Here is a 23,026-nt window from a genome sequence, read left to right as displayed (position 1 = left end):
TAATTCAATGTAACCTAAAGGGAAATATGGAACCTGGTAGTCACGTGTGAATGTATATATTATATGAAAATATTTCATTGTATCAATACTTTAGATAAAAGTGCGGGGGGGCCATCAAGGAGTTTACCTACGCTCTGTTGCGGTTTGCAGAATGATGAATTTGAAAATGTAATAGTTGCTTATAATTCATTATCTCCGAATACTAATTTGTTAGATGAAAATGCTATTGAGGTTAGATTGGTAAACCCAGAAGTAAAGTTCATAGATAAAATTAATTGTAGTAATTATGTAGCTTCGATAGATTCTTGTACAAATTTAGTTCAATTGCATAATTTGTGGACATTAGAATTGCATAATGTAGCAAAATTGTGTCAAAGGAAAAATATTCCTTATATATGGACTCCCAGAGGTGCGCTTGAACCGTGGTCATTATCTCAAAAAGCCTTAAAAAAGAAAATAGCTTTATTCTTTTATCAAAGATATGACTTAGAAAAAGCTGTATGTATACATGCAACGGCTGATATGGAAGCTCAGCATATAAGATCATTGGGCTTTAATAATCCTATTGCTGTTATTCCAAATAGTATTGAAATAAATAATTATCCTTTAAAAAAATGGAATATTGGAGAAAGAGATAAAAAAAGGCTTTTGTTTTTGTCAAGACTTCATCCTAAAAAAGGGCTGTTAATATTGTTTGAGGCATGGAAGAAGTTACCTGAGAATATTAGAAGTCAGTGGGAATTGGTAATAGCAGGTGAAGGGGATGCGGAATATACTTTTGAAAACATAAAAAAGATTATTCAAACAGAATATAGTGGTTTGCAAATAGAATTGGTAGGACCGCAATATGGAAAAGATAAAATCGATATACTCCATAGTGCCGATTTATTTATTCTTCCGACATATAGTGAAAATTTTGGTATGGCAATAGCTGAAGCTATGTGTTGTGGAATTCCAGTTATTACAACTACTGGAACACCGTGGGATGTTTTGAAGGAAAAAGATATTGGTTGGTGGATTACTCCATCTGTTGATAGTATATTCTCTGTGCTACAAGAAGCACTTTCTTTGCCATTGGAACTTTTGGAGCAAAAAGGTACTCTTTCTAGAGATATCATCTTGAAAACATATTCAAGTGAAATTGTAACTGGTCAATTTCGAAAATTGTATAATTGGATTTTAAATCGTTCTATAGTTACCCCAGATTTTATATATAATAAATGATATGAATATAGCAGTAGTTGGAACCGGTTATGTTGGCCTTGTATCAGGCACATGTTTTGCAGAACTTGGCGCAAATGTGGTATGTGTAGATGTAGATGTTGAGAAAATTGAAAATTTGAATCGTGGAAATATTCCTATTTATGAGCCCAATATAGAGAGTATGGTGCTTCGTAATATAAAAGCAGGACGTTTGCGCTTTACTACAGATTTGGCTTCTGTTTTAGATAGTGTAACAATTGTGTTTAGTGCCGTAGGTACTCCTCCTGATGAGGACGGTAGTGCGGATCTCCGTTATGTATTGGAGGTGGCAAAGACAATAGGTCAAAACATGAATCAGTATTTGGTTGTAGTGACTAAAAGTACGGTTCCGGTTGGTACAGCTGAAAAGGTGAAAGCGACTATCCAAACAGAGTTGAATAAACGTGGCGTAAATATAGAGTTTGATGTGGCGTCCAATCCTGAATTTTTGAAAGAAGGTAATGCAATTGATGACTTTATGAAACCGGACAGGGTAGTAATAGGGGTAGAGTCGGAACGTGCAAAAGAGGTGATGACACGGCTCTATAAACCTATGCTGCTGAATAATTTTCGAGTAATTTTTATGGATATACCTTCAGCGGAGATGACGAAATATGCAGCGAATTCTATGCTTGCTACTCGCATTAGTTTTATGAATGATATTGCGAATCTTTGTGAACTATTGGGGGCTGATGTAAATATGGTGCGTAAAGGAATTGGTTCGGATAGCCGTATAGGCAGTAAGTTTCTTTATTCAGGATGTGGCTATGGTGGCTCTTGCTTCCCAAAAGATGTAAAAGCTTTGATTAAAACGGCATCAATAAATGGTTATACAATGCGTGTACTGAATGCAGTAGAAGAAGTTAATGAGCATCAGAAGAATATTCTTTTTGAAAAATTCAATAAACATTTTCGTGGAAACATAAAAGGCCGAAAGGTCGCAATTTGGGGACTTGCTTTTAAACCTGAAACAGATGATATGCGTGAAGCACCTGCTCTTGTTCTGATTGATAGCTTGTTAAAGGCTGGTTGTGAAATTTGTGCTTATGATCCTGTAGCAATGAATGAGTGTAAACGTAGAATCGGTAATGTAATCTCTTACGGAAATAATATGTATGATACGGTAATAGATGCTGATGCTATTTTTCATGTAACAGAGTGGAAAGAATTTCGTATGCCAAGTTGGGCTATTATAAAGAGAGCTATGAAAGAAAATCCGGTATTGATTGATGGTAGGAATGTTTTTGGCTCATCTGATTTGGAAGGTTTAATATATCTGACAATAGGGTCGTAAATATGTCATCTCAAATAACTAGTAGATAAATTAAAAATATAATTTTTATGTCTGTATTTCAAAACAAAACTCTTTTAATTACCGGTGGGACAGGCTCTTTTGGTAATGCTGTCTTACGTCGTTTTTTAGATTCTGATATCAAGGAAATTCGTATCTTCTCTCGTGATGAAAAGAAACAGGATGACATGCGCCATGCATTGCAAAATCCTAAAGTGAAATATTATATTGGCAACGTGCGTGACAAATCCTCTGTAGATGTTGCTATGAATGGTGTAGACTATGTATTCAGTGCTGCCGCTTTGAAACAAGTGCCTTCTTGCGAATTTTTTCCGGTAGAAGCTGTCAGGACCAATATAATGGGTACTGAAAATGTTTTGAACTCAGCTATAGAACATGGTGTGCAAAGTGTAGTTGTCCTCTCTACCGATAAGGCTGCTTACCCGATTAATGCTATGGGAATGAGTAAAGCTTTAATGGAGAAAGTTGCAATAGCCAAAGGACGTGAGTTGGGGGAAGGTGCTCAAACGACGATCTGTTGTACTCGCTATGGTAATGTGATGGCCAGTCGTGGCTCTGTGATACCTTTGTGGGTGGAACAGATGATGGAAGGTAAATCTATTACTATTACTGATCCCAATATGACACGTTTTATGATGACATTGGACGATGCGGTTGATTTGGTAATATATGCTTTTACTCATGCGCATAACGGTGATTTGTTTGTACAGAAAGCTCCTTCTGCTACATTGGAAACGTTGGCGCAAGCATTGAAAGAAACATATGCTAAAGTTGACAGAAAGTATCTTGATACGGAAGTGAAAGTGATAGGTACCCGTCATGGTGAGAAGTTGTATGAAACTTTAGTAACTCGTGAAGAAATGGTTCGCGCTATCGATATGGGGGATTATTATCGTATACCTTGTGACACTCGTGATTTGAACTATGATAAGTATTTCACCAAGGGCAATGAAGAAGTTTCTAAGGTAGAGGATTATCATAGTCATAACACTCGCCGCTTGGATGTGGAAGGTATGAAGGAACTGTTGTTGAGACTTCGTTTTGTCCGTGAAGATATGGGACTTGAGGCAAAGGCTAAGGCTCGTGAGATCAGAAGTGAGTAATAAATATAATTATAGCTATGTTGAAAGTAATGACAATTGTTGGTACCCGACCTGAGATTATAAAGCTGAGCCGGGTAATGGCCGAACTGGACAAATATACGGAACATATAATCGTGCATACCGGACAAAATTATGATTATGAGTTGAATGAGATATTCTTTCAGGAACTCCGCATCCGTAAACCTGATTATTTTCTGGATGCTGCCGGTAAGAATGCGGCGGAAACGATAGCCAACGTAATTCGTAAATCTGATGAGTTGATGGAGGAGGTGAAACCGGACGCTGTACTGTTGTATGGTGATACTAATAGTTGTATTTCTGTGATTTCGGCAAAGCGTAAAAAAATTCCGATCTTCCACATGGAAGCTGGAAATCGTTGCTTTGACCAAAGAGTTCCAGAAGAGATTAATCGAAAAATAGTAGACCATCTGAGCGACATCAATATGCCTCTATCTGAACATGCCCGCAAATATCTTCTGGCTGAAGGGTTGCGTCCGGAAACTATTATAAAGACTGGGTCTCCAATGACAGAAGTCCTTTTATATCATAGAGACGAAATTGAAAGAAATACGGTTTTGGAGAAGGAAGGTTTGAAAAAGGGAGAGTATTTTATAGTCAGCACTCATCGTGAGGAAAATGTAGATTCGGAAAATAATTTCTCTGATTTACTCATTTCTTTAAATGCTATTGTTGAGAAGTATCATAAGAAAGTGATTGTATCTACTCATCCTCGTACCCGAAAGAAACTGGAATCTATTGGTTTTGTAAATTCCAATCCAATGATTGAGTTCATGAAACCTTTTGGATTTATGGAATATATCAAGCTTCAGCAAAATGCTTTTTGTGTGATTTCAGATAGTGGTACGATTACAGAAGAATCTTCTATCCTCCATTTTCCAGCAATAACAATCCGTCAAGCTCATGAACGTCCTGAAGGTATGGATGAAGGTACGTTGATAATGACAGGACTAAATAGTAATCGCATTTTGGATTCAATAGATGTAGTTACGTCTCAATATGCAGAGGGTGCAGATACTATTCATTCTATCCCGGACTATGCGGCAAACAATGTTTCTAAGAAAGTAGTCCGTATCATTCTTTCCTATACAGATTATGTTAACCGTACGGTATGGCATAAGACATTCTAAACCTACATTTGAATATTAGATGAAAAAAGTTTTATTGTTCGGCGCCACGGGCATGGCCGGACATGTAACCTATTACTATCTTCGAAGCATGGGAAAATATGATATTTCCAATGTGGTCTATCGTACTCCGTTGACAGAAGACAGTATAGTTGTGGATGTGACAAATCGTGATGCGGTCGCTGATGTGGTTCATAGAGTGCATCCGGAAATCATAATCAATTGCATCGGCATTCTTATCAAAGGCTCCAAAGAGCATCCTGATAATGCTATTTTGATAAATGCTTATTTTCCACATTTATTAAAAAGATTGTCAGATGAGGTTGGAGCCAAGTTGATTCATATAAGTACTGATTGCGTTTTTTCGGGAAAGAAAGGAAATTATACAGAAGATGATTTTCGGGATGCTGATGATGTGTATGGGCGTAGTAAAGCCTTGGGGGAAATTATTAATGATAAAGATCTGACGATCCGTACTTCTATTATTGGCCCTGAACTAAAGAATAATGGTGAGGGGTTGTTTCATTGGTTTATGCATCAGAGTGGTAAGATTCGTGGATTCAGGACAGCTGTATGGGGTGGAGTAACTACTTTGGAGTTGGCAAAAGCTATTGATTATGCTTTAGATAGTGGAACTACTGGATTGGTTCATTTAAGTAATGGCATTGGTATTTCAAAATATGACTTGTTGTGTATGTTTGAAGAAATTTGGCAAAAACAGAATGTTGAGATCACATCCTGCGATGCAAATGGAGTAGATAAATCTATTAAAAAATCTCTCCGTTTTGATTATGAAGTTCCAAGCTATCATTATATGTTAGAAGAACAAGCTATCTGGATGAAAAAATATATTGATTTGTATACTTCTTATTAAATGATTTAATGAAGAAAAAGATTTGGATTGTTTCTGAATTTTATTATCCGGTAGTTACATCTACTGGTTTCTATATGACCGAGATTTCTGAATATTTGGTTTCGAAAGGTATGGATGTACATGTAATCTGTACTGGAGCCAAATATAATGAAATTGAGAATTATCATCCCAAAAAGTTTGAAATACATAATGGAGTACATATTCATCGTGTATTGATGGCAGAAATAAATAAAAATAACTTTGTAAAACGTGCGTTCCGACTTTTTCTTTCAAGTATATTTCTTGCTTTTAAAATTTTGAAGAATGTAAAGCGAGAAGAGGAACTATTGGTGGTTACAAATCCTGCTTTTCTGCTGGCATTGATTCCTGTGATATCATTTTTTAAGGGGATTCACTATAAACTTTTAGTACATGACATCTTTCCAGAAAACTTGGTAGCAATCAAAAAGATAAATATATCTTCTTTAGGATATAAAATTCTAAAAAAGATTTTTGATAAGTCATACGTCAATGCTGATCTCTGTATTTCCATTGGTAGAGATATGACAGAAGTTATCAAAAGAAAAACTAAAGGAAAGACAAAAGTAGAACTGATACCTAATTGGGCGGATCATAAAGAGGTTTTTCCTTTACGTAAGGAAGACACTCGTTTGTATAATCAATTGGAAATTTCTGGCTTTATATTTCAGTTTGCAGGAAATTTAGGATATGCACAAGGCTTGGATAATATATTATCTGCTATTTCACTTGTGGAAAATAAGAATATTTCGTTTTTATTTATTGGCGGTGGGGCGAAAGCGGAAGTGATTAAAGCATTTGGTGAACAAAAAGAGAATGTGATTTATATAGGATTTCAAGAACGTTCTATGCAAAAAGACTTTCTGAATACTTGTGATGTTGCGATTGTAACACTAAGTGATGGTATGTATGGTTTAGGAGTTCCGTCTAAGTCCTACAATATTATGGCAGCCGGTAAACCTATACTATATATTGGAGATGAAAAATCAGAAATTGCATTATGTATAAAGGAATATAATATCGGTTGGCTTGTAAAGCCTGATGATCCATATAGTCTGAAAAACATGATAGAGTATATCTATCAAAATAAAGACAGTTTAATATCTATCCAGAATAATGCTAGACTTGTCGCAGATACGGTATTTGCAAAGGAAAGAATTTTGAATCGATATTATGCTTTATTGAGTTGATTTTTAGATTTTAGAGAATTATAAATTTTCATGAAACTTTTATTTACAGGAGCCTCCGGGTTCTTGGGCAACAATGTACACCCTTTTTTAGAAAGAGTGCATGATGTCATAACTGTTGGCCTAACCCAACAAGATAATTATACAGTGAACATTGCTAAGGAGGTTCCGGTGCTACACGAACGTTATGATATTGTATTACATGCCGCCGGAAAAGCCCATTCTATTCCTAAAACGGAAACTGAACGACAGGCGTTTTTCGATGTAAATCTACAGGGAACGAAAAATCTTTGTGCAGCGTTAGAGAAGGTTGGAGTACCGAGAGCTTTTATCTTTATTTCTACAGTAGCAGTATATGGTTGTGATTATGGAGTGAATATCACGGAAGAGTATCCGCTAAATGGAACCACTCCTTATGCTATGAGTAAACGTCTGGCGGAAGAGTATTTGCAGAATTGGTGTCGGAAACACAATGTTGTGTTGGGGATAATTCGCCCTTCCTTGATAGCTGGCCCTAATCCTCCGGGCAATTTGGGAGCGATGATAACAGGCATTCGTAGAGGAAGGTATTTCAGTATTGCAGATGGTAGAGCTCGGAAAAGTGTGTTGATGGTGCAAGATATTGCGAATCTGATTCCATTGCTGGCTAGAAAAGGTGGTATCTATAATGTATGTGATAGTTATCAACCTACATTCAGGGAATTGGAAACACTGATTTGTAAACAGATGAATAAATCGCTGCCTTTATCGATCCCTTATTGGCTGGCAAAAGGTATGGCTTTGATAGGGGACTGCTTGGGTAAGAAAGCGCCATTAAATTCATTGAAGCTTAATAAAATAACTAAGTCGCTAACCTTTAGTAATGAGAAAGCAATGCGTGAATTAGGGTGGAAGCCAACAAATGTATTAGAAAATTTCAAGATAGAATGAGTATATACTTTTGGATTGTAATAGCTGTAGTAAGTGTAGCAGCTTTTTTATTTGTCTGTGTTCAGGTATGGTTTCACTGGATTAATAAAAACGAATAATGTATTACGTAATTATTTTGGTTCTGTTGTTCCTGACAGAACTTTTTTATTTTAGGGTAGCTGATAAGTTTAATATCATAGATAAACCCAATGAGCGTAGTTCTCATTCACGGATTACTTTGCGTGGAGGTGGCATTATTTTCTATTTCGGAGCTTTGGCCTATTTCCTGACTAATGATTGGGAATATCCTTGGTTTATATTGGCATTAACCCTAATAACATTTATCAGCTTTGTAGATGATATTCGTTCTACTTCTCAAGGATTACGGCTGGTGTTTCACTTTTCTGCCATGGCCTTGATGTTTTATCAATGGGACTTGTTTTCTCTTTCCTGGTGGTGGATCATCATAGCATTGATTGTTTGCACAGGTATCATCAACGCTTATAACTTCATGGATGGCATTAATGGTATTACAGGTGGCTACTCATTGATTATTTTAGGAGCATTGGCTTATATTAATGCAGAAATGGTAACCTTTGTTGAACCGGCTTTGATTTATACGGTGCTTTGTTCTGTGGTGGTGTTCTGCTTTTTTAATTTCCGCAGGAAGGCGAAGTGTTTTGCCGGTGATGTAGGCTCTGTGAGTATCGCTTTCATATTGCTTTTCCTGATAGGGAAGTTGATTTTGAAAACGGAGGATTTCAGTTGGATTATTCTTTTGGCGGTTTACGGAGTTGATAGTGTTTTGACTATTATTCACCGTCTGATGCTCCATGAAAACATAGGCTTACCACATCGGAAACACATGTATCAGTTGATGGCCAATGAGTTGAAAATACCTCATGTTGTGGTTTCGTTGGCTTATATGGTAGTGCAGGCAATAGTGATTATCGGATATATCTATTGCCAGAATTGGGGATACTTGTATCTTTTATGCGCTATTTTATTGCTTAGCTTCATTTATATATGGTTCATGAGGAAGTATTTTAGCTTACATTTATCTGTTTGAGATAATACTCATACTGGCTCCCGGCAGACATTTATTGTCTTGTCGGGATTTTTTTTGTTCATAATTGAACAGGTAGCATCAGCCGGTGTTCTCCGGTAGATGCTACCCGGGATGAGTAAGCTTTAAAGTTCAAATTTCACTGCTGCCCAACGGTTTTTCTCCTGATGGTGTACAAAGTGTAATCCGTTACGTTCGGCCTCTGCCTGGATCAGAGGAATGTCATCTACATAGAATCCACTCATAAAGAGTTGGGAACCCTTGTGCATGCAACGCACATACTGTTTCATGTCATTCAGCAGAATGTTCCGGTTGATGTTGGCAATGACTACGTCAAACGGACCTTTATCTTCCAGTGAAGAGGCATCTCCCTGAAATACAGAAATATTGTCTACGTGGTTCAATTCGATGTTTTCAAGTGAGTTACGAACGCACCATTCATCAATATCAATGGCAGTACAAGGTTCTGCACCACGCATGCGAGCAAGAATGGCAAGGATAGAAGTGCCACAACCCATATCGAGAAGGGACTTGCCTTGCAGGTCGCTGTCCAGTAGTTCACCGATAATGAGGCTGGTGGTTTCGTGATGTCCTGTACCGAAAGCCATTTGTGGATTGATGACAATGTCATACTCTGTTTGGGGAACATCGTGGTGGAAAGTGCTGTGGATGACACAGCGGTCACCAATCACAATCGGTTGGAAGAAGTTCTTTTCCCATTCTTCATTCCAGTCTTTATCTTCGGCTTCTGTAAAAGTATATTCTATTTGTGTGTCCGGTAGGGGGAATTCGTCAATAGCTGCTTTTACAGTTGCTTCATTATACAAATCTTTTTGTATATAGGCGGCAATACCATCTTCTTGTTCAACAAAACTCTCAAAACCTGCATCACCCAGGATAGCGGAAAGCACATCGTTTACTACTTCTGTACAAGGGGAAGTGCGGAAAATAAATTCTAAATATTTCATTGGAATATAATTTATTGTTAAATGCAAAGCGATTGTTAGCGAAGCGAACCAGTTTCTTTGTATATTTGTTTACTAGCTGCAAAGATAATGCAAATCGAATGCAGAACTTTCATGCTTGCATGAAAAAGTTATGCTGAGAGGCAGTTTATCTTCTATAAAGATAGGGCATTTAGGGAAATCCCTATAATCATTTGGGGAAATTCTCCTGTATACGGTAAAATCCGTCGTTATCTTTGTGACGTGATAAAATGGATTAATGTAAAAACCTATAAACCACACCCATATGAAAAAGATTGTTTTTTTATCGCTTTTTGCCTTGTGCCTCCCTTGGATGGTTGCGGCGCAGAGCATAGATGACGACCTTTACTACATTCCTTCTAAGGATAAGAAGGAAAAGAAGCAGGAGAAGAAAGTTACAAGCTCTGCTCCGGCTGAAGAAATTGTAGTAAAGTCGAATGCACCGACTACGGTTTATACGTCGCCGGGTAATACTACTGTTGTAGTGCAGGATCGTAAAGGGAATACACGTGATGTAGATGAGTATAACCGTCGTTATGATTCCCGTGAGAATGACTTCGTTATGGAAGACGATACCTTATATATTAAGGAAAAAGCAGTGCCCGATCCGGACGGTGAATGGGTAAATGGCTTCGACGGTTCGGAAGATGATTATGAATATGCTATGCGTATCGTACGTTTCCGCAACCCACGTTATGCCGTGAGCATCAGTAGTCCGTATTATTGGGATATCGTTTACGGTCTGAATTCATGGGACTGGAACGTTTATACCGACGGAATGTATGCGTATGCTTTCCCGACTTTCTCTAACCGCTTATGGTGGGATTGGCGTTATAACTCCTACGGATGGGGAGGCTATCCTTATTACGGTTGGGGTGGATACTCACCTTATTACAGCTACGGTGGCTGGTCCTATGGCTGGGGCGGCTTCTACGGTGGCTGGAGTTGGGGATGGGGACACCATCATCATCATTATTATCCTGGCGGTGGCTGGTATCCCGGTGGCGGTGGACACTGGGGAGGTAACCATTGGGGAAGCCGTGACACATATACGAACAGACGCTATAACGGAACACGTAGTACAACGACTGCACGGCGTACTGACGGAACCAGCAGAGTGACAGGTACGACCAGACGAAGCACGAGTGGGCAAGTAAGACGTGGAGAAAGTGGAACTACCACCCGTCGGGTAGTGGGAACCCGTTCTTCCGGTGAACGTCCGGGAATGTCAACCCGCACGGATGCGGCTTCGTCAAGACGTTCTACCTATACGCGTCCAAGTAGTACACGTAGCAGCTCTTCTTATAATAGCAACGTAGGAAATGTGCGTAGTGGCAGTACAGTTCGTGGCACTTCAACGAGATCATCTTCGGGGAGTAGCGGCACCGTAAGAAGTACTTCAACGCGTAGTAGTAGCACTTCTACCTATAACCGTGGTAGTTCGACTGCTCCGCGCAGCTACTCTAATGATAATAACCGTTCTTCTAACAGTAGTTCACGGTCTTATAGTGCTCCTTCCACCCGCTCTTCTTCCAGCAGTAGTTATTCATCAGGAAGCAGTTCTCGTTCCAGTGGCAGCAGCTATTCCAGTGGCGGTGGAGGTTCCACACGTTCCAGTGGCGGCGGTGGCGGTGGCTCAAGCAGAAGAAGATAAAAGTTAAGTGTTTCACACAAAAATGAATGAATTATGAGAAAGATAATGATTCTAACAGCCCTTGCTATGTTCGTTTCAGTAGGTGCAGGGGCACAGACGGTATACGATGCTACGAATATAGCCAGTAAAGATCTAAGTGGTACTGCTCGTTTCGTAGGTATGGGAGGCGCAATGGGAGCGTTAGGGGGTGATATTTCTACTATCGGTACGAACCCTGCGGGTATTGGTATCTATCGTAGTAACGATATAGTAGCATCTTTCGGTTATTCGATGACAGATGTCGAAAGCAAATATGGCGGACAGACATTTAATATGGGAAAAAACCGTTGGAATTTTGATAATGCAGGTGTTGTGTTCTCTACCAAGGTTGGTAATGTTACGTCGTTACGCTATGTCAACTTTGCCTTTAATTATCAGAGAGTAAAATCTTTCAACCGGAACATGACTATGGCAGGAGACTTGAATGGTTATTCGCAGACCTATCAGATGGCAGCTATGTCCGATAGGATTACACCGGAAATATGGAAGAGTAGCAATCCTTTTAATGCAAATGATATCGGATGGCTTTCTGCATTGGGATGGGAGGGACACCTGATAAATCCTTCAATAACTACTGATAAGACACCTTATCCTATGAAGGATGCGGATGGTCACCCAGTTGTTGATGAAAATGGTAAACCATTATATGAGGATTATAATTTCTATACAAGCATTTTAGGAGACGGTGACTATCCTTATTTACGTGAATTCCGTTCTCGGGAAAGTGGAGGAGTAAATCAGTTTGATTTTAATGTTTCTTTCAACTTTAATGATCGTTTCTATCTTGGCTTAACGATAGGAGCTTATGATGTAGACTATAATAAATATACATTGTATGATGAAGATTTCCGTACAGGAAATGGAGAACCGACAGGTTCCGGATACATCTTGGAAAGTTTCAATAAAGTAAGTGGTGCCGGCTTTGACTTTAAACTTGGTGCTATTCTTCGTCCGTTTGAAGATTCACCTTTACGTCTCGGATTTGCCATACATACTCCGACTTTCTATAATTTGACATGGTCTACTTCAGCTCGTCTTGTTTCCGATCTCTATCAGGGAGATAAGGTTGTATCTACAACGGTGGATAGTTTTGATTATTTGAATAATGGAGATTTGAAACAAGAATATCAGATGAACACTCCATGGACTTATAATCTGAGCTTGGGATATACAGTAGGAACTCAATTGGCTTTAGGTGCTGAATATGAGTATAAAGACTACTCGACAACTAAGTTCTATTATTCTGATGGCGATAAGATGGAATGGCAAAGTAATGAGTCTAAACTCTGTTTGAAGGGCGTCAATACTTTCCGTATTGGTGCTGAATATAAAGTAATTCCACAGTTTGCTTTGCGTGCCGGATATAATTATAGTAGCTCTGCTTTCAAGAAGGATGCCATTAAGGCATTGCCTATAGAGTCCATTAACACTGATACGGATTATGCTAATCTTAAATCATTGAGTAATTACACACTGGGTATCGGTTACAGAGGCTCTGCATTTTATGCCGATTTAGCTTACAAATATTCAGTACAGAAAGGTGATTTTTATCCTTTCGATTCTTCTCAGGATGGCGAAGTAGGACTTACAGCTGCTAAGTTGACTAATACTCGCAGCCAGGTGATATTATCTTTAGGTATGCGTTTCTAAAAGAATAACAATATAAGCAAATAACCTTTCATTGCAAATACCTTGTGTATTAAATTCGAGTCCCCGGAGAGATAGCAGTACTCCGGGGACTTTTGTTTTCTAATTTCTTAATACTCTATTTTATCTTCTTTCTCAGCCCATGCTTCGAAAGCTTTGATGGCTTCGTTGTGTAGCAATACTTCTGAAGGTAGTTTGCGATCGGCAGGTTTTAAAGCGATTTCATCATATATGAAAGAGTCGTCGAAACCTATATTTTTGGCGTCAGTCTTGTTGTTTCCATAATACATTTTGTCCAGTCGGGCCCAATAGATAGCACCGAGGCACATGGGGCAGGGTTCACAAGAGGTATAGATTTCGCAACCACTGAGGTTGAAAGTTCCTAATTTGGTGGCTGCTGCACGAATGGCACTGACTTCGGCATGTGCTGTCGGGTCACATGAGGATGTCACACGATTCGTACCGGTAGCTATGATTTCTCCATCTTTGGCAATGACGGCACCAAATGGGCCGCCACCGTTAGCGACATTCTCCGTGGAGAGCTCAATCGCTTTTCTCATTAATTCTTCTTTGGTCATAATAAAAATGATTATTTTTAGAGTTACTGACAAAGATAACAATGTTTTCTGTATTTACCAATACCAACCTATGCCTATAGAAGCCGGATAGAGCTCGGGTCCTTTATTCTTTTCAAACAAAGAAGTGAGAGCGAAACGGGCATTGAACCCCAAGCAACCGTAACCAGCCTGTAGCAGCAGATTCATGCCAAGCGGATGGGTATTCAGCTTGCTACTCAAAGTATGTTTCTTATCATCATATTTGGCTCTGGATTTAACCCCTACACGCCATTCCACTTCCGGACCAGCGGCAATGAAAGCACGGCGACTGCCGAATTTGGTTTGCCATTCCAGACTGACAGGCAGACGGAAAGCCCAATAGCGTAGCCAACTCTTTTGATAATCCACATCTTCGGCTTGCCGGCAAACGGTGATGCCGTCTACTTTCTCAAAGCCGTAATTGTCATCCAGTTTATAGACGATACGTGCTAAACCGAGAGTGGTGGTTAATCCCCAATGATTGTTACGGGTTATGGCAACTCCGGTATTAAACAGATTGATACCCCATTCCCAGGATTTCGAGCCAAGTTGAGGTACTTTGGCAGAGTACTGAAATGTATTGCTTGCCAGTTTGTTAAAGCCGAAATAGATGGCGGGGTAGTGAGGATCAAAGCGGTAATAGCCTTTTTTCTTCTTCACGAAAGGCACGGAAACCGTTGTGGTTCGTTCAATGCTGCGGCCGTCCAGATACACACCTTCAAATACCTGGGTGTTTTCGATGGTGTCATTGTCGGCTTTCGCCTCATACATTTTCACTTTGATTTTGCCATCATGTTCTTTAATGATGATCTTCCGTCCGTTGAGATAGAGAGTTGTATCTTGCGGGATGCTTTCTTGTGCCACGACTGTCATGGAAGTCATGATAAGGAATAAAAAGAAAATTCGTTTCATAAGTTTTATTATTTGTGATTTATAAATTTCAGAATTAGTCTTTGCTGAATATCAGTGTGACAAGGTCGTCACTGTCTATTTCGCCTTCGATATAGATAAGTGTGGCTTCTCCTTTCTTGCCGAGCCGGAATAGTATGAAGCGGTTTATTTTATCTTTTACCGGAGGCAACTGGTAGTATCCCGATTGAATACGTCCGTCTGTCACCACTTCTTTTATTTTTCTGGCATGTTCCCGGTCGGATTCCAGACACCGGTAGATATCCGGTAATGCTTTTTCTGCCTTTGTCAGTTTCAGGCTTTGGTAATGGGTGATGTCCCAATTCTTGGATAACATCTTGGACAGTTCCACGTAAGTGGCTCCTTTCTCATTGCCGTATTTCTGAAATACGGATGCTATTTGCAGTCCTTTCTGGGCATACATGCCGGTACTGAACAAGAGCAGCAGGCAGCATAGCAGGGTATGAGTGAACTTTTTCATAATTGTATCTATTAGTTCTTTTTATTATTCAAACATCAGATCAAGTACTTCATCTTCCGTAGTTCGCATATCTCGGAAAGCAGCAAGGGCTTGTTCATGCACCAGGTTTGCATCGGTGTATTGCTTACCGTCGATAATGACGTAATTTTCCGGAGTGGGGTGAAGGTATCGCTGCGTACCGGCAATGCCGATCACTAATAAAATTCCGGCTGCTATTCCTCCCGCTGTGTAAATAAAGCGACGGCGGAAGGAAGGCTTTTTAACAGGAGCATTTTCTTGTCGGAATGCTTTTACTTCCTGATCCAGGCAGACAAACAAGGGACGATATACTTGTAACGATTCCGGTACATTTTCTTGCGTGAAGAAACTGCGTAATTCGCGTTCTTCCTCACATGAGGTCTGTCCTTCGAAATAGCGGTCTATTAATTCTTCTATCTTCATGCTTGTTTCCTCCTTATTTTTTCTTGTACGGTTTGCAGGTAAATTTCTCTCACTTTCTTTCGCGCTCTCGACAGGTTACTTCGGATAGCTTCCGGATTACAGCCTGTGATGTCGGCAATCTCTTCCGTTTCGTACTCCTCGATGTCTTTCATCCGCATGATGGTGCGCTGCAAGGTAGGCAATGAATTAATAATTTCATGCATCAGACGGATTTCGTCTTTTATCTCAAGCAACCGTTCCGGTGTTCCACCGGGAGTGGCATCCTGTACATACTCTAACGGTACGCTGGCGGTATGTCTGGTGCGCCACATATCCATGCAGAGATTATGTGTCATGGTCATGGCGAATGCTTCAATGTTGCGGTACTGTTCCAGTTCAAGCCTTTTGTTCCATAGCTTGAGCAGGACTTCCTGTACGGCATCTTCTGCATCGTCCGGACTTTCGGTCAACTTCCGCGCATAATTCAATAGCTTATTGCGGAGGGGTAGAACGGATATTTTAAATTGTTTGAGTTCCATTTACATTACTAAGACGAACGTGTAAAGCGAACGTGACATCAAAAATAAAAAAAAGTGTTGCACAAAGCAATTTTTTGTTTTGCTTTGGCAACACTTACCATTTGGGGAGAATATGAACTACTTGAGTGGTTCCATATCACTTCATGCAATTATAAGGTCAACCGGACAGAGACTATGCTGTTACCGGACAACAGTACATATACACCCTCACCGGATTCCAGCATCTCAGTACTGATAACTTCCATATTTTTATTTTCATTGGTTTCAACGGCACTTGCACGCTTCATTCCTGCCAACGGTATTTCTATACACTGGGTGGCTCCAGTGAAATTCAGCAATACAACTGTTACTTCATTTCCTGCCTCATTGATGTAGGCTGTGGCACATACCCCTGTATTATTCGAGACAGCTTTAATGCGGGTAGTACCTGTGGCGTACTGCGCGTAATGGGCCATGATGTAACCATTCTTAGCAATTTCACCTTCACCCACCGGGCTGCGCTTGTCATTATCGCCCATCAATCCATAGAAGCGCTTTAAATACCAGTATACGTATGCACTGCAATAGCCCTCCATACACATGTGGATTTCTTTGCCAAGATGGTTGAGGCAGTATTGCCACTTTTGGAATTCCCATGCTGACGGATCATCTGATTTTTCCCCGTCATTAAAGAGATGTTCCGTCATCCACCAGGTCTTCCCTTGGATGCGAGGATAGAGACCACAGATATAATCGTGACGATTTTTGACGTATCCATTATCCAGGTCTGTAAAACCTTGATAAAGGTGTCCGGCAATAATATCGGTCTGTGCAAATGCTCCGGCATCGTTGATTATCGGATCCGTGTATTCGGGCGGCGTACCGCATGCTTCGGGAGACATCAGTCTGACTCCGGTTTCACGGATTTTGGCACCGTATTGCTTCACAAAATCTACCACTTCCTGAGGAGTCCAGTAAGTAAAGTCCATATCCGGTTCGTTCTGAACAGATATGGCATAAAGATCTACTCCATTCTGTTTCATGAAATTGATATAACGGATAAGATGATCGGCGTATGCTCCATAGTTTTCTTTTTTGAGATGTTTTACTTCTTTGCCGTTCACCTTGATTTGCTCGGAGAGAGCATCTGTACAGTCCCACGGACATGCAAAAACTATTGCTCCATTGGCCTGTGCCGCTTTAGCCGCTTCTACATCAGCATTCCAATCAGATTCGTTGGGATAAACCATCAGGCGAAGGATGGAGTAGCCCAATCCGCCTTCACCATACATTTGGTCTAATTGCCGGGCAGAAATGAGGTTTCCGCCACACCAAATTTTAGGATTGTACATTCCACCGAATCCTGCTATCGGCTGATATTTCACCGTAGGGTCAATATTAAGTGTAACAGACTTGAACGCCGGTTCCTGTTCTATCAATAAATCAGTAGTCTGTTTGTTGGTTTTGTCAGTAATGTGAATAGTCTGTGTACGTTGTTTCATTGAAGCGTTAGCATTGCAAACCACTTGAATCTTTGTGTACTGCTTTTCTCCATCACTGCTTCCACCTGACATCGGAGTTATACTTTTTACAATATCTCCCTGTTCGAAGGTTATCTCCCAGGAGGTTTTTGCCCACTCTATAACAACCTCCGTCTGATTTTCACCGGCACTCACTGTAATTGACTTTTTAAGGAAGAGCGCATATGCGCCCTTCCCGTTATCATCAGTCTCCGCATTATTATTATCAGAGCATGCCCAACATGACATTCCCATCAGAAAAATGCATAGATTTCTAATAAGTTGTTTCATTATACTTCGGGTTATTTCAATCCTTCAACTATTCCTTCATACATTCCATTTCGATTGTATCCCGAATTCCAGGGGCAAATCTTGTTACCGGTACTGGTTTCGGTCATACTTGAAATGGATATGCCATATTGCTTGTCTGATGCGATAGTTTTCCGGTATTCTTTCATGATGAAAGCTATATAGTTGGCGGCGGCACTCCGTTCATCGGCAGTCAGTTTACTGGTCTGGATGAACTTACCCTCTGTATCTTCCACCATCATACTGAGGTCGGATACACGTATCAGTTTACCGGTCTGTGCCAGCTTGTCGAACAATTCGGAAATCATCTCTTCATTGGCTTTCTGGGAAGTGGCATCTTTGGAATAAACCGCATGGAGAAGGATGTTGTATCCGTCAATACGGGTTACATCATCTGCTTCCCAGGATTTTACCAATGCAATCAATTCATCGGCTTTCTGTCCCATCTCATCAGATTGATTGAATGTATTGCTGACGAAGAGGTTGAGATCAATTTTCGCTGTGTCACGGGCCTGTTTCACGGCTGTACGTGCATATTCTACTTCGCCCAAGTATTCACCCCAGTTGAAGGTGTTGGCATCCATGGTTTTGTCAAGTGGTTCGCCTACAATATTCCATACTTTTACAGATTCACCACCGGCATTTACTATACCACCGATCCATTTATTCATCTCTTCCGTGAAGATGTTCTTTTTCTCTTCGGGAGTTTTTTCGATGATGGTATCGTCGGCTTTCCAGTGGAGGTTGATATTATCGATGTAAGCATGCCACTCGCCCGAGCCTGAACCTACGGCCAGTTCTATCTCGGTCAGATCCTTCATGGAATTGGGAATAGCGATCTTTCCACTTCCCGCAGTTTCACCTTCTTTCAGGAATGTGATATAAATCTTGTCTCGTCCCCATTTGTTAGCTTCACAACCGAAGTTGAACGGTCCTTGGCCACAGTTGAACTCTTGTCCATTAATCACTACCCGCATGCCGTCACCCCAGCCACCTTTGCCATCTATCAGGTACATGTCGAGAGAAAGACCTATGTAGTCACCTAACGTTCTTCCGTTTTGCAATTTTACAGTGAATTTAGGATAAGATCTATTGCAAGGGGTGGCAGCCGTACCTACGTGTAATACTTTACCACTGCCTTCAGGATCATTCTCTACAACGGAAGAGTTTCCGTTTGTCATCGGATAAGATGTACCAAGTTCATCTTTTTCAAAGTCAATTTTAGTGACACCTGTTCCGGGAAGCTCATAATTCATCACGATGTTATCGAGAAAGTATTGTGCTCCTCCAGAGGCGGATCCGACGGCAAGCTCAAATTCAGTAAGTCCTTTCATTTCATCCGGCAATATGAAACCTGGAGCTGTGGCGCTATTTAAGCTGATGACCGCTCCGCGATTCCAAGTGTTGGGATTACAACCGAAAGTTTTAGCATTCATGCCAACGTTGAACTCTTTTCCATTAATAAAGACCCTCATACCTGCTCCATATATACCGTCTTCGTTTACAATACGCATATCAATGGTCAGATTGATGTAATCGCCCAGTTTTCGGCCTTCCGGTAACTTGACGTTGAACTTAGGATGTGAATAGGCAGCTTTGTTGTCATCGGTACCTACATGCAGTGCTTTGCCACTCTTCCCATCCGGATCGTTTTCCACCACAGCCAGACTTCCCCCGGTCATACCATAAGCTGTGCCGAGTTCATCATTCTCGAAGTCACAAATCACAGTTTTGCCTTTCTCGGGTACGAAGGGGATAATAATGGGCTGTATCAGTTCATTATAGTAAGCGGTGCGTTGTCCTTGGTTGGAACAGAGCGTACCACCATAAAGCGTTATGTCCGTTCCTTTGACAGCATCAGATACTAATTGCATTCCGCCAAAATCGAAGGAACCATCCTCTTTCAATGAATTGACAGGTGTGAAGGAACCGCCAATATCTATACCATCAAAATTACTAAGTATGGTGCTGTAAGCAATGTCTTTTTTAAAAAAGTCTGTTGCAGACAAGTTTGCCGTAAACTTGAATGGTGAACCGGCATCGCGGGTAATGTACGATTTCAGCAAATCAAAGCTGGCCAGGTATTTGCTGTTGGCCACTTCTTCAGGCTTTTCTACCTGAAGGTTGCAATCGTACTTATCGGTGCATGCCATAACCGTTACACACATCATGGCAATACCGATTATCTTATGATTAAAGTATTTCATGTTTTCTTTGTTTAAACGTTTATACCAGATAATACTATCTTATTTCTATCTCGAATGACTTGCCACCTTGTACGGCACGACTGCTTAACACCAACGTATCTTTGGTGGCGTACTGCATGTTTTTGGTTTTAAAGTCAATTGTATAGTCCAGATAGATAGCATTACGATCTTTACCGCCAAGGCTGTTCTTTTCGCCCTTCTTCACAAATTTACCGGTACCGGAGATGATGAGATCGTCGGAAGTACTACCTACTGTGCAATTTCCATCTTCGGTAAAAGTCAAGCTGAGGTTGTAATTGAAAAGATTACCTTGCGCGTCCTTGGTTGATAAGGATAGAATATTGTCTTTCAGGCTTTCAGTTGTAATATTTACTTTCTCATCCTTCTCTACATATTGCTGGTGGCGTACCAATTGCGAAGAAACACCGTTTATCACAGCTTGATCCACTCCACGACGCAGGTACTCACCATGCCAGGGATTGACATACTTTACAGCATAAAGTACAAAATTCTTGGGTTGTACACTCCAGTCGCCACTATTTGTCAACATAGGGTTTGCTACGACTGCCTTACCCTGAAGGATGGAGTCTGCACCTTGTACGCCTGTCATCTTCAGAGGAATCACGTAATAATTATCAAGAGTCTTTTTATCAGCAAAGAATGCATCGGTAAACTGTACCTCCACACCACCTATAACTTCACCCTTGGGAATATTGATCTGGTTGGCGGCCAGGGTGTAGTAGGAGGTAGGCATAGGGGTAACAGGAGTGTTACTTCCTTTGAAATAGAGGTTTTCGCAAAGCGATTCATCTACCTGAGTATCAATAATTACATTCTTGCGGTTGGTATAACCACCACCCCAAGCTGCTTTAATGGATACTTTGTGCTGATTATCCAAAGAGTTATCGAGGAATTCGTCTTCTCCCAATTCAATGGTACGCAAACCATATTGATTGGCAAAATATACAGTTTGATAATCGAAGTCGGAGAATTCATTGTCAGAGCTTTCGCACGCGGTGAAAGACAAGAGTAATGAAGCCAGTCCGATATATGCTAATTTCTTTTTCATATCATGCTATTTTATTAATAGTGTTCACAATTTTGTTTATTTCCATCCTTTATTCTGGATGAGGTTGCTGTACTTCAATATCTCAGAGTTTGGGATAGGACAACAGTACATGTAGTCTTCATACGAACGTTCTTCCACGGTTATCTTCTGATAACTGTTACCATTCCAGCTAATGCCATATACCGGTTCGTTCAGGTCGGCTTTCCAGCGACGGAGATCCCAAAAACGGAATCCTTCGAAGCAGAGTTCCAGTCGACGTTCATTGCGGATCAGTTCACGCATCTGTTCTTTACTGACAGCGCATGCTTCCAGATAGGCATCATTGGTACCACCTATGCCGGCACGTTTCCGGATGGCTTTGATTACATCGTAAGCGGAGTAATCTCTGCCGTTGGCGTTTTTCGGTCCCCAAGCTTCATTGGCTGCCTCAGCATAATTCAGGTACATTTCAGTATAACGGATACGGGGTGTGTAATGCGGCTGTTTGGAAATGGATGCCGGATTACAGTTCACATCCATGCGCAAGCGTTTTCTCATGTAATAGCCTGTTCGGGTCGAGCGGTTTTCGGTCACGTTAACGCCGTCTTGATTTCCCTCATTGATGTTGATTGTTATACTCTTCTCACTGATTGTACTTCCATTGTAAAAGATGTATTTGCCCAAACGGGGATCGCGTCCAGCATAAGGATTGTTGGCATCGTATCCGCTGGCTGCGTCATTGATGGGGTATCCATTGGCCATGGGGAATATATCGACCAGATTCTGCGACGGATTCATGTAACCATTACCGTACAAACTCGGTGGGAAATTTTGTGATTCCTGGTCGTTATCACCACTTCCTTTGTTTCCTCTCCATAAGATTTCATTTGGATTGGCACCATCCTTAATTGTATTTATAATAGTGGGTGAGTAATATTCCACTCCGTCGGATGCTAATCCTGATAGACCTCCTTTGTAGTCTATTACAGCTGCTGCGGCATTAGCTGCATCCGCCCATGTGGCAGCGTTGGAAGCATCTTCAAAGAAGGGACTGGCAGCCAGTACGGCTGTGCGTGTACGGAAGGCACGGGCTATGATTCCGTTATACAACTGACGTGCTTTGGCACCCATAACGGTGTTGTATTTACCGACGTCTTGTGTGAGACTCTGGAAATCTGCAGGAACGCTTCCTGAAACATCTTCATACTCATAAGGAAGTCTTTTCTCTGCTTCGGAAAGATCATTGTAGATTTGTTCTACACAAGCCTGAAACGAAGCACGCGGTTGATTGAAATCCGATTCTATTGTCTGAGGTTCTGTAAATATGGGCACACCGAGCAGTTCGCCATTTGCACCAAAACCGGCATGGGCACGAAGCAGATAAAAATAGAACATCCCACGGAGTCCGTAAGCTTCGCCAGTGAGGCGTTGCGCAAACAATTTGTTCAGTTCTTCATCATCCGACCATTTTACGCCTCCCACATTCTCCAGGAAGAGGTTGATGTATTGAATGGCACCGTAGGAATTGGTCCACTGATTCTGTGGATTATATGAACTTGTAGTCCAGGCACCGGTGGCCATTTGCAGATACACATTACTTGGCTGGTTGGTTACGGCGTCATCCGTGCCATACTCGCTGTTATCGTAATAGCCCGGAATCAGACTGTATACATTGTGCAATATTCCCCGTGCGTATTCCGCATCGTTGTACATGTTTTCCACGCCTTGGAAGTTTTCGATGGCTGGTGAAAACAAATCATCACAACCGGTGAGCATCAGGGCACCTATTATAAAAGGTATAATTTTCTTTTTCATAATCTTCTTCTTTATTAATCA

General features: G+C 40.8%; 20 protein-coding genes. 10 read left to right on the top strand and 10 right to left on the bottom strand.

Annotation, left to right across the window (positions count from 1 at the left end; all coding sequences use genetic code 11):
* Positions 1-63: 63 nt before the first annotated feature.
* From K6V21_RS23230 to K6V21_RS23195, 8 genes are all read left to right on the top strand, one after another.
* Entirely contained in the window at positions 64-1,224 is a 1,161-nt protein-coding gene (locus tag K6V21_RS23230) for a glycosyltransferase (protein WP_044264174.1), read from the top strand.
* Position 1,225: 1 nt separating this feature from the next.
* A complete protein-coding gene (locus K6V21_RS23225) occupies positions 1,226-2,536 on the top strand; it encodes a UDP-glucose dehydrogenase family protein (protein WP_224320027.1) in 1,311 nt (436 codons plus the stop codon).
* A gap of 47 nt (positions 2,537-2,583) precedes the next feature.
* Positions 2,584-3,657: a polysaccharide biosynthesis protein gene (locus tag K6V21_RS23220; RefSeq protein ID WP_044264170.1), complete on the top strand. Its 1,074-nt coding sequence runs from the start codon at positions 2,584-2,586 to the stop codon at positions 3,655-3,657.
* Positions 3,658-3,674: 17 nt separating this feature from the next.
* The gene (gene wecB, locus K6V21_RS23215) at positions 3,675-4,805 is read left to right on the top strand and encodes a non-hydrolyzing UDP-N-acetylglucosamine 2-epimerase (protein ID WP_044264168.1); all 1,131 of its coding nucleotides are present in this window, start codon (positions 3,675-3,677) and stop codon (positions 4,803-4,805) included.
* Between the two features lie 19 nt (positions 4,806-4,824).
* On the top strand, positions 4,825-5,676 hold the full coding sequence (locus tag K6V21_RS23210) for a dTDP-4-dehydrorhamnose reductase family protein (protein ID WP_224320026.1): 852 nt from the start codon (positions 4,825-4,827) through the stop codon (positions 5,674-5,676).
* Between the two features lie 8 nt (positions 5,677-5,684).
* Entirely contained in the window at positions 5,685-6,884 is a 1,200-nt protein-coding gene (locus K6V21_RS23205) for a glycosyltransferase family 4 protein (RefSeq protein ID WP_224320025.1), read from the top strand.
* Between the two features lie 30 nt (positions 6,885-6,914).
* The gene (locus K6V21_RS23200) at positions 6,915-7,811 is read left to right on the top strand and encodes an NAD-dependent epimerase/dehydratase family protein (protein WP_224320024.1); all 897 of its coding nucleotides are present in this window, start codon (positions 6,915-6,917) and stop codon (positions 7,809-7,811) included.
* 97 nt (positions 7,812-7,908) lie between these two features.
* Positions 7,909-8,859, top strand: a complete 951-nt coding sequence (locus tag K6V21_RS23195; RefSeq protein ID WP_224320023.1) for an MraY family glycosyltransferase — start codon at positions 7,909-7,911, stop codon at positions 8,857-8,859.
* Between the two features lie 122 nt (positions 8,860-8,981).
* Here K6V21_RS23195 and prmA read toward each other — a convergent pair whose 3' ends face one another.
* The gene (prmA, locus tag K6V21_RS23190; RefSeq protein WP_224320022.1) at positions 8,982-9,824 is read right to left on the bottom strand and encodes a 50S ribosomal protein L11 methyltransferase; all 843 of its coding nucleotides are present in this window, start codon (positions 9,822-9,824) and stop codon (positions 8,982-8,984) included.
* Positions 9,825-10,107: 283 nt separating this feature from the next.
* On the opposite strand from prmA, the gene K6V21_RS23185 reads away from it, so the two are divergent.
* Both K6V21_RS23185 and K6V21_RS23180 read left to right on the top strand, forming a co-directional pair.
* Entirely contained in the window at positions 10,108-11,496 is a 1,389-nt protein-coding gene (locus K6V21_RS23185) for a hypothetical protein (RefSeq protein ID WP_224320021.1), read from the top strand.
* Between the two features lie 33 nt (positions 11,497-11,529).
* Positions 11,530-13,185 (top strand): OmpP1/FadL family transporter, encoded by a 1,656-nt coding sequence (locus K6V21_RS23180; protein ID WP_224320020.1) that lies wholly within the window; start codon positions 11,530-11,532, stop codon positions 13,183-13,185.
* A 107-nt stretch (positions 13,186-13,292) separates the two neighbouring features.
* On the opposite strand, the gene K6V21_RS23175 is transcribed toward K6V21_RS23180, so the two are convergent.
* From K6V21_RS23175 to K6V21_RS23135, 9 genes are all read right to left on the bottom strand, one after another.
* A complete protein-coding gene (locus K6V21_RS23175; protein WP_195653626.1) occupies positions 13,293-13,760 on the bottom strand; it encodes a nucleoside deaminase in 468 nt (155 codons plus the stop codon).
* Between the two features lie 54 nt (positions 13,761-13,814).
* Positions 13,815-14,690 (bottom strand): outer membrane beta-barrel protein, encoded by an 876-nt coding sequence (locus tag K6V21_RS23170; protein WP_007215026.1) that lies wholly within the window; start codon positions 14,688-14,690, stop codon positions 13,815-13,817.
* A 34-nt stretch (positions 14,691-14,724) separates the two neighbouring features.
* Positions 14,725-15,168 carry a DUF6108 family protein gene (locus tag K6V21_RS23165; protein ID WP_224320019.1) on the bottom strand — a complete coding sequence of 148 codons (444 nt, stop codon included), beginning with the start codon at positions 15,166-15,168 and terminating at the stop codon, positions 14,725-14,727.
* A gap of 24 nt (positions 15,169-15,192) precedes the next feature.
* Positions 15,193-15,609, bottom strand: coding sequence for a hypothetical protein (locus K6V21_RS23160; protein ID WP_224320018.1), 417 nt, complete (start codon positions 15,607-15,609; stop codon positions 15,193-15,195).
* Entirely contained in the window at positions 15,606-16,127 is a 522-nt protein-coding gene (locus K6V21_RS23155) for an RNA polymerase sigma factor (protein WP_195653630.1), read from the bottom strand. The genes K6V21_RS23160 and K6V21_RS23155 overlap by 4 nt, the downstream gene beginning before the upstream one ends.
* A gap of 149 nt (positions 16,128-16,276) precedes the next feature.
* Entirely contained in the window at positions 16,277-17,917 is a 1,641-nt protein-coding gene (locus K6V21_RS23150; protein WP_224320017.1) for a glycosyl hydrolase, read from the bottom strand.
* A gap of 11 nt (positions 17,918-17,928) precedes the next feature.
* Entirely contained in the window at positions 17,929-20,142 is a 2,214-nt protein-coding gene (locus tag K6V21_RS23145) for an endo-1,4-beta-xylanase (protein WP_224320016.1), read from the bottom strand.
* A 34-nt stretch (positions 20,143-20,176) separates the two neighbouring features.
* Positions 20,177-21,211 carry a DUF5627 domain-containing protein gene (locus K6V21_RS23140; RefSeq protein WP_022210020.1) on the bottom strand — a complete coding sequence of 345 codons (1,035 nt, stop codon included), beginning with the start codon at positions 21,209-21,211 and terminating at the stop codon, positions 20,177-20,179.
* Positions 21,212-21,247: 36 nt separating this feature from the next.
* On the bottom strand, positions 21,248-23,005 hold the full coding sequence (locus K6V21_RS23135; protein ID WP_224320015.1) for a RagB/SusD family nutrient uptake outer membrane protein: 1,758 nt from the start codon (positions 23,003-23,005) through the stop codon (positions 21,248-21,250).
* Between the last annotated feature and the right edge of the window lie 21 nt (positions 23,006-23,026).

Source organism: Bacteroides cellulosilyticus (assembly GCF_020091405.1).
Lineage (GTDB): Bacteria > Bacteroidota > Bacteroidia > Bacteroidales > Bacteroidaceae > Bacteroides.
The sequence above is the reverse complement of the archived record's forward strand: the minus strand, read 5'-3'. Positions and strand labels throughout refer to the sequence as shown.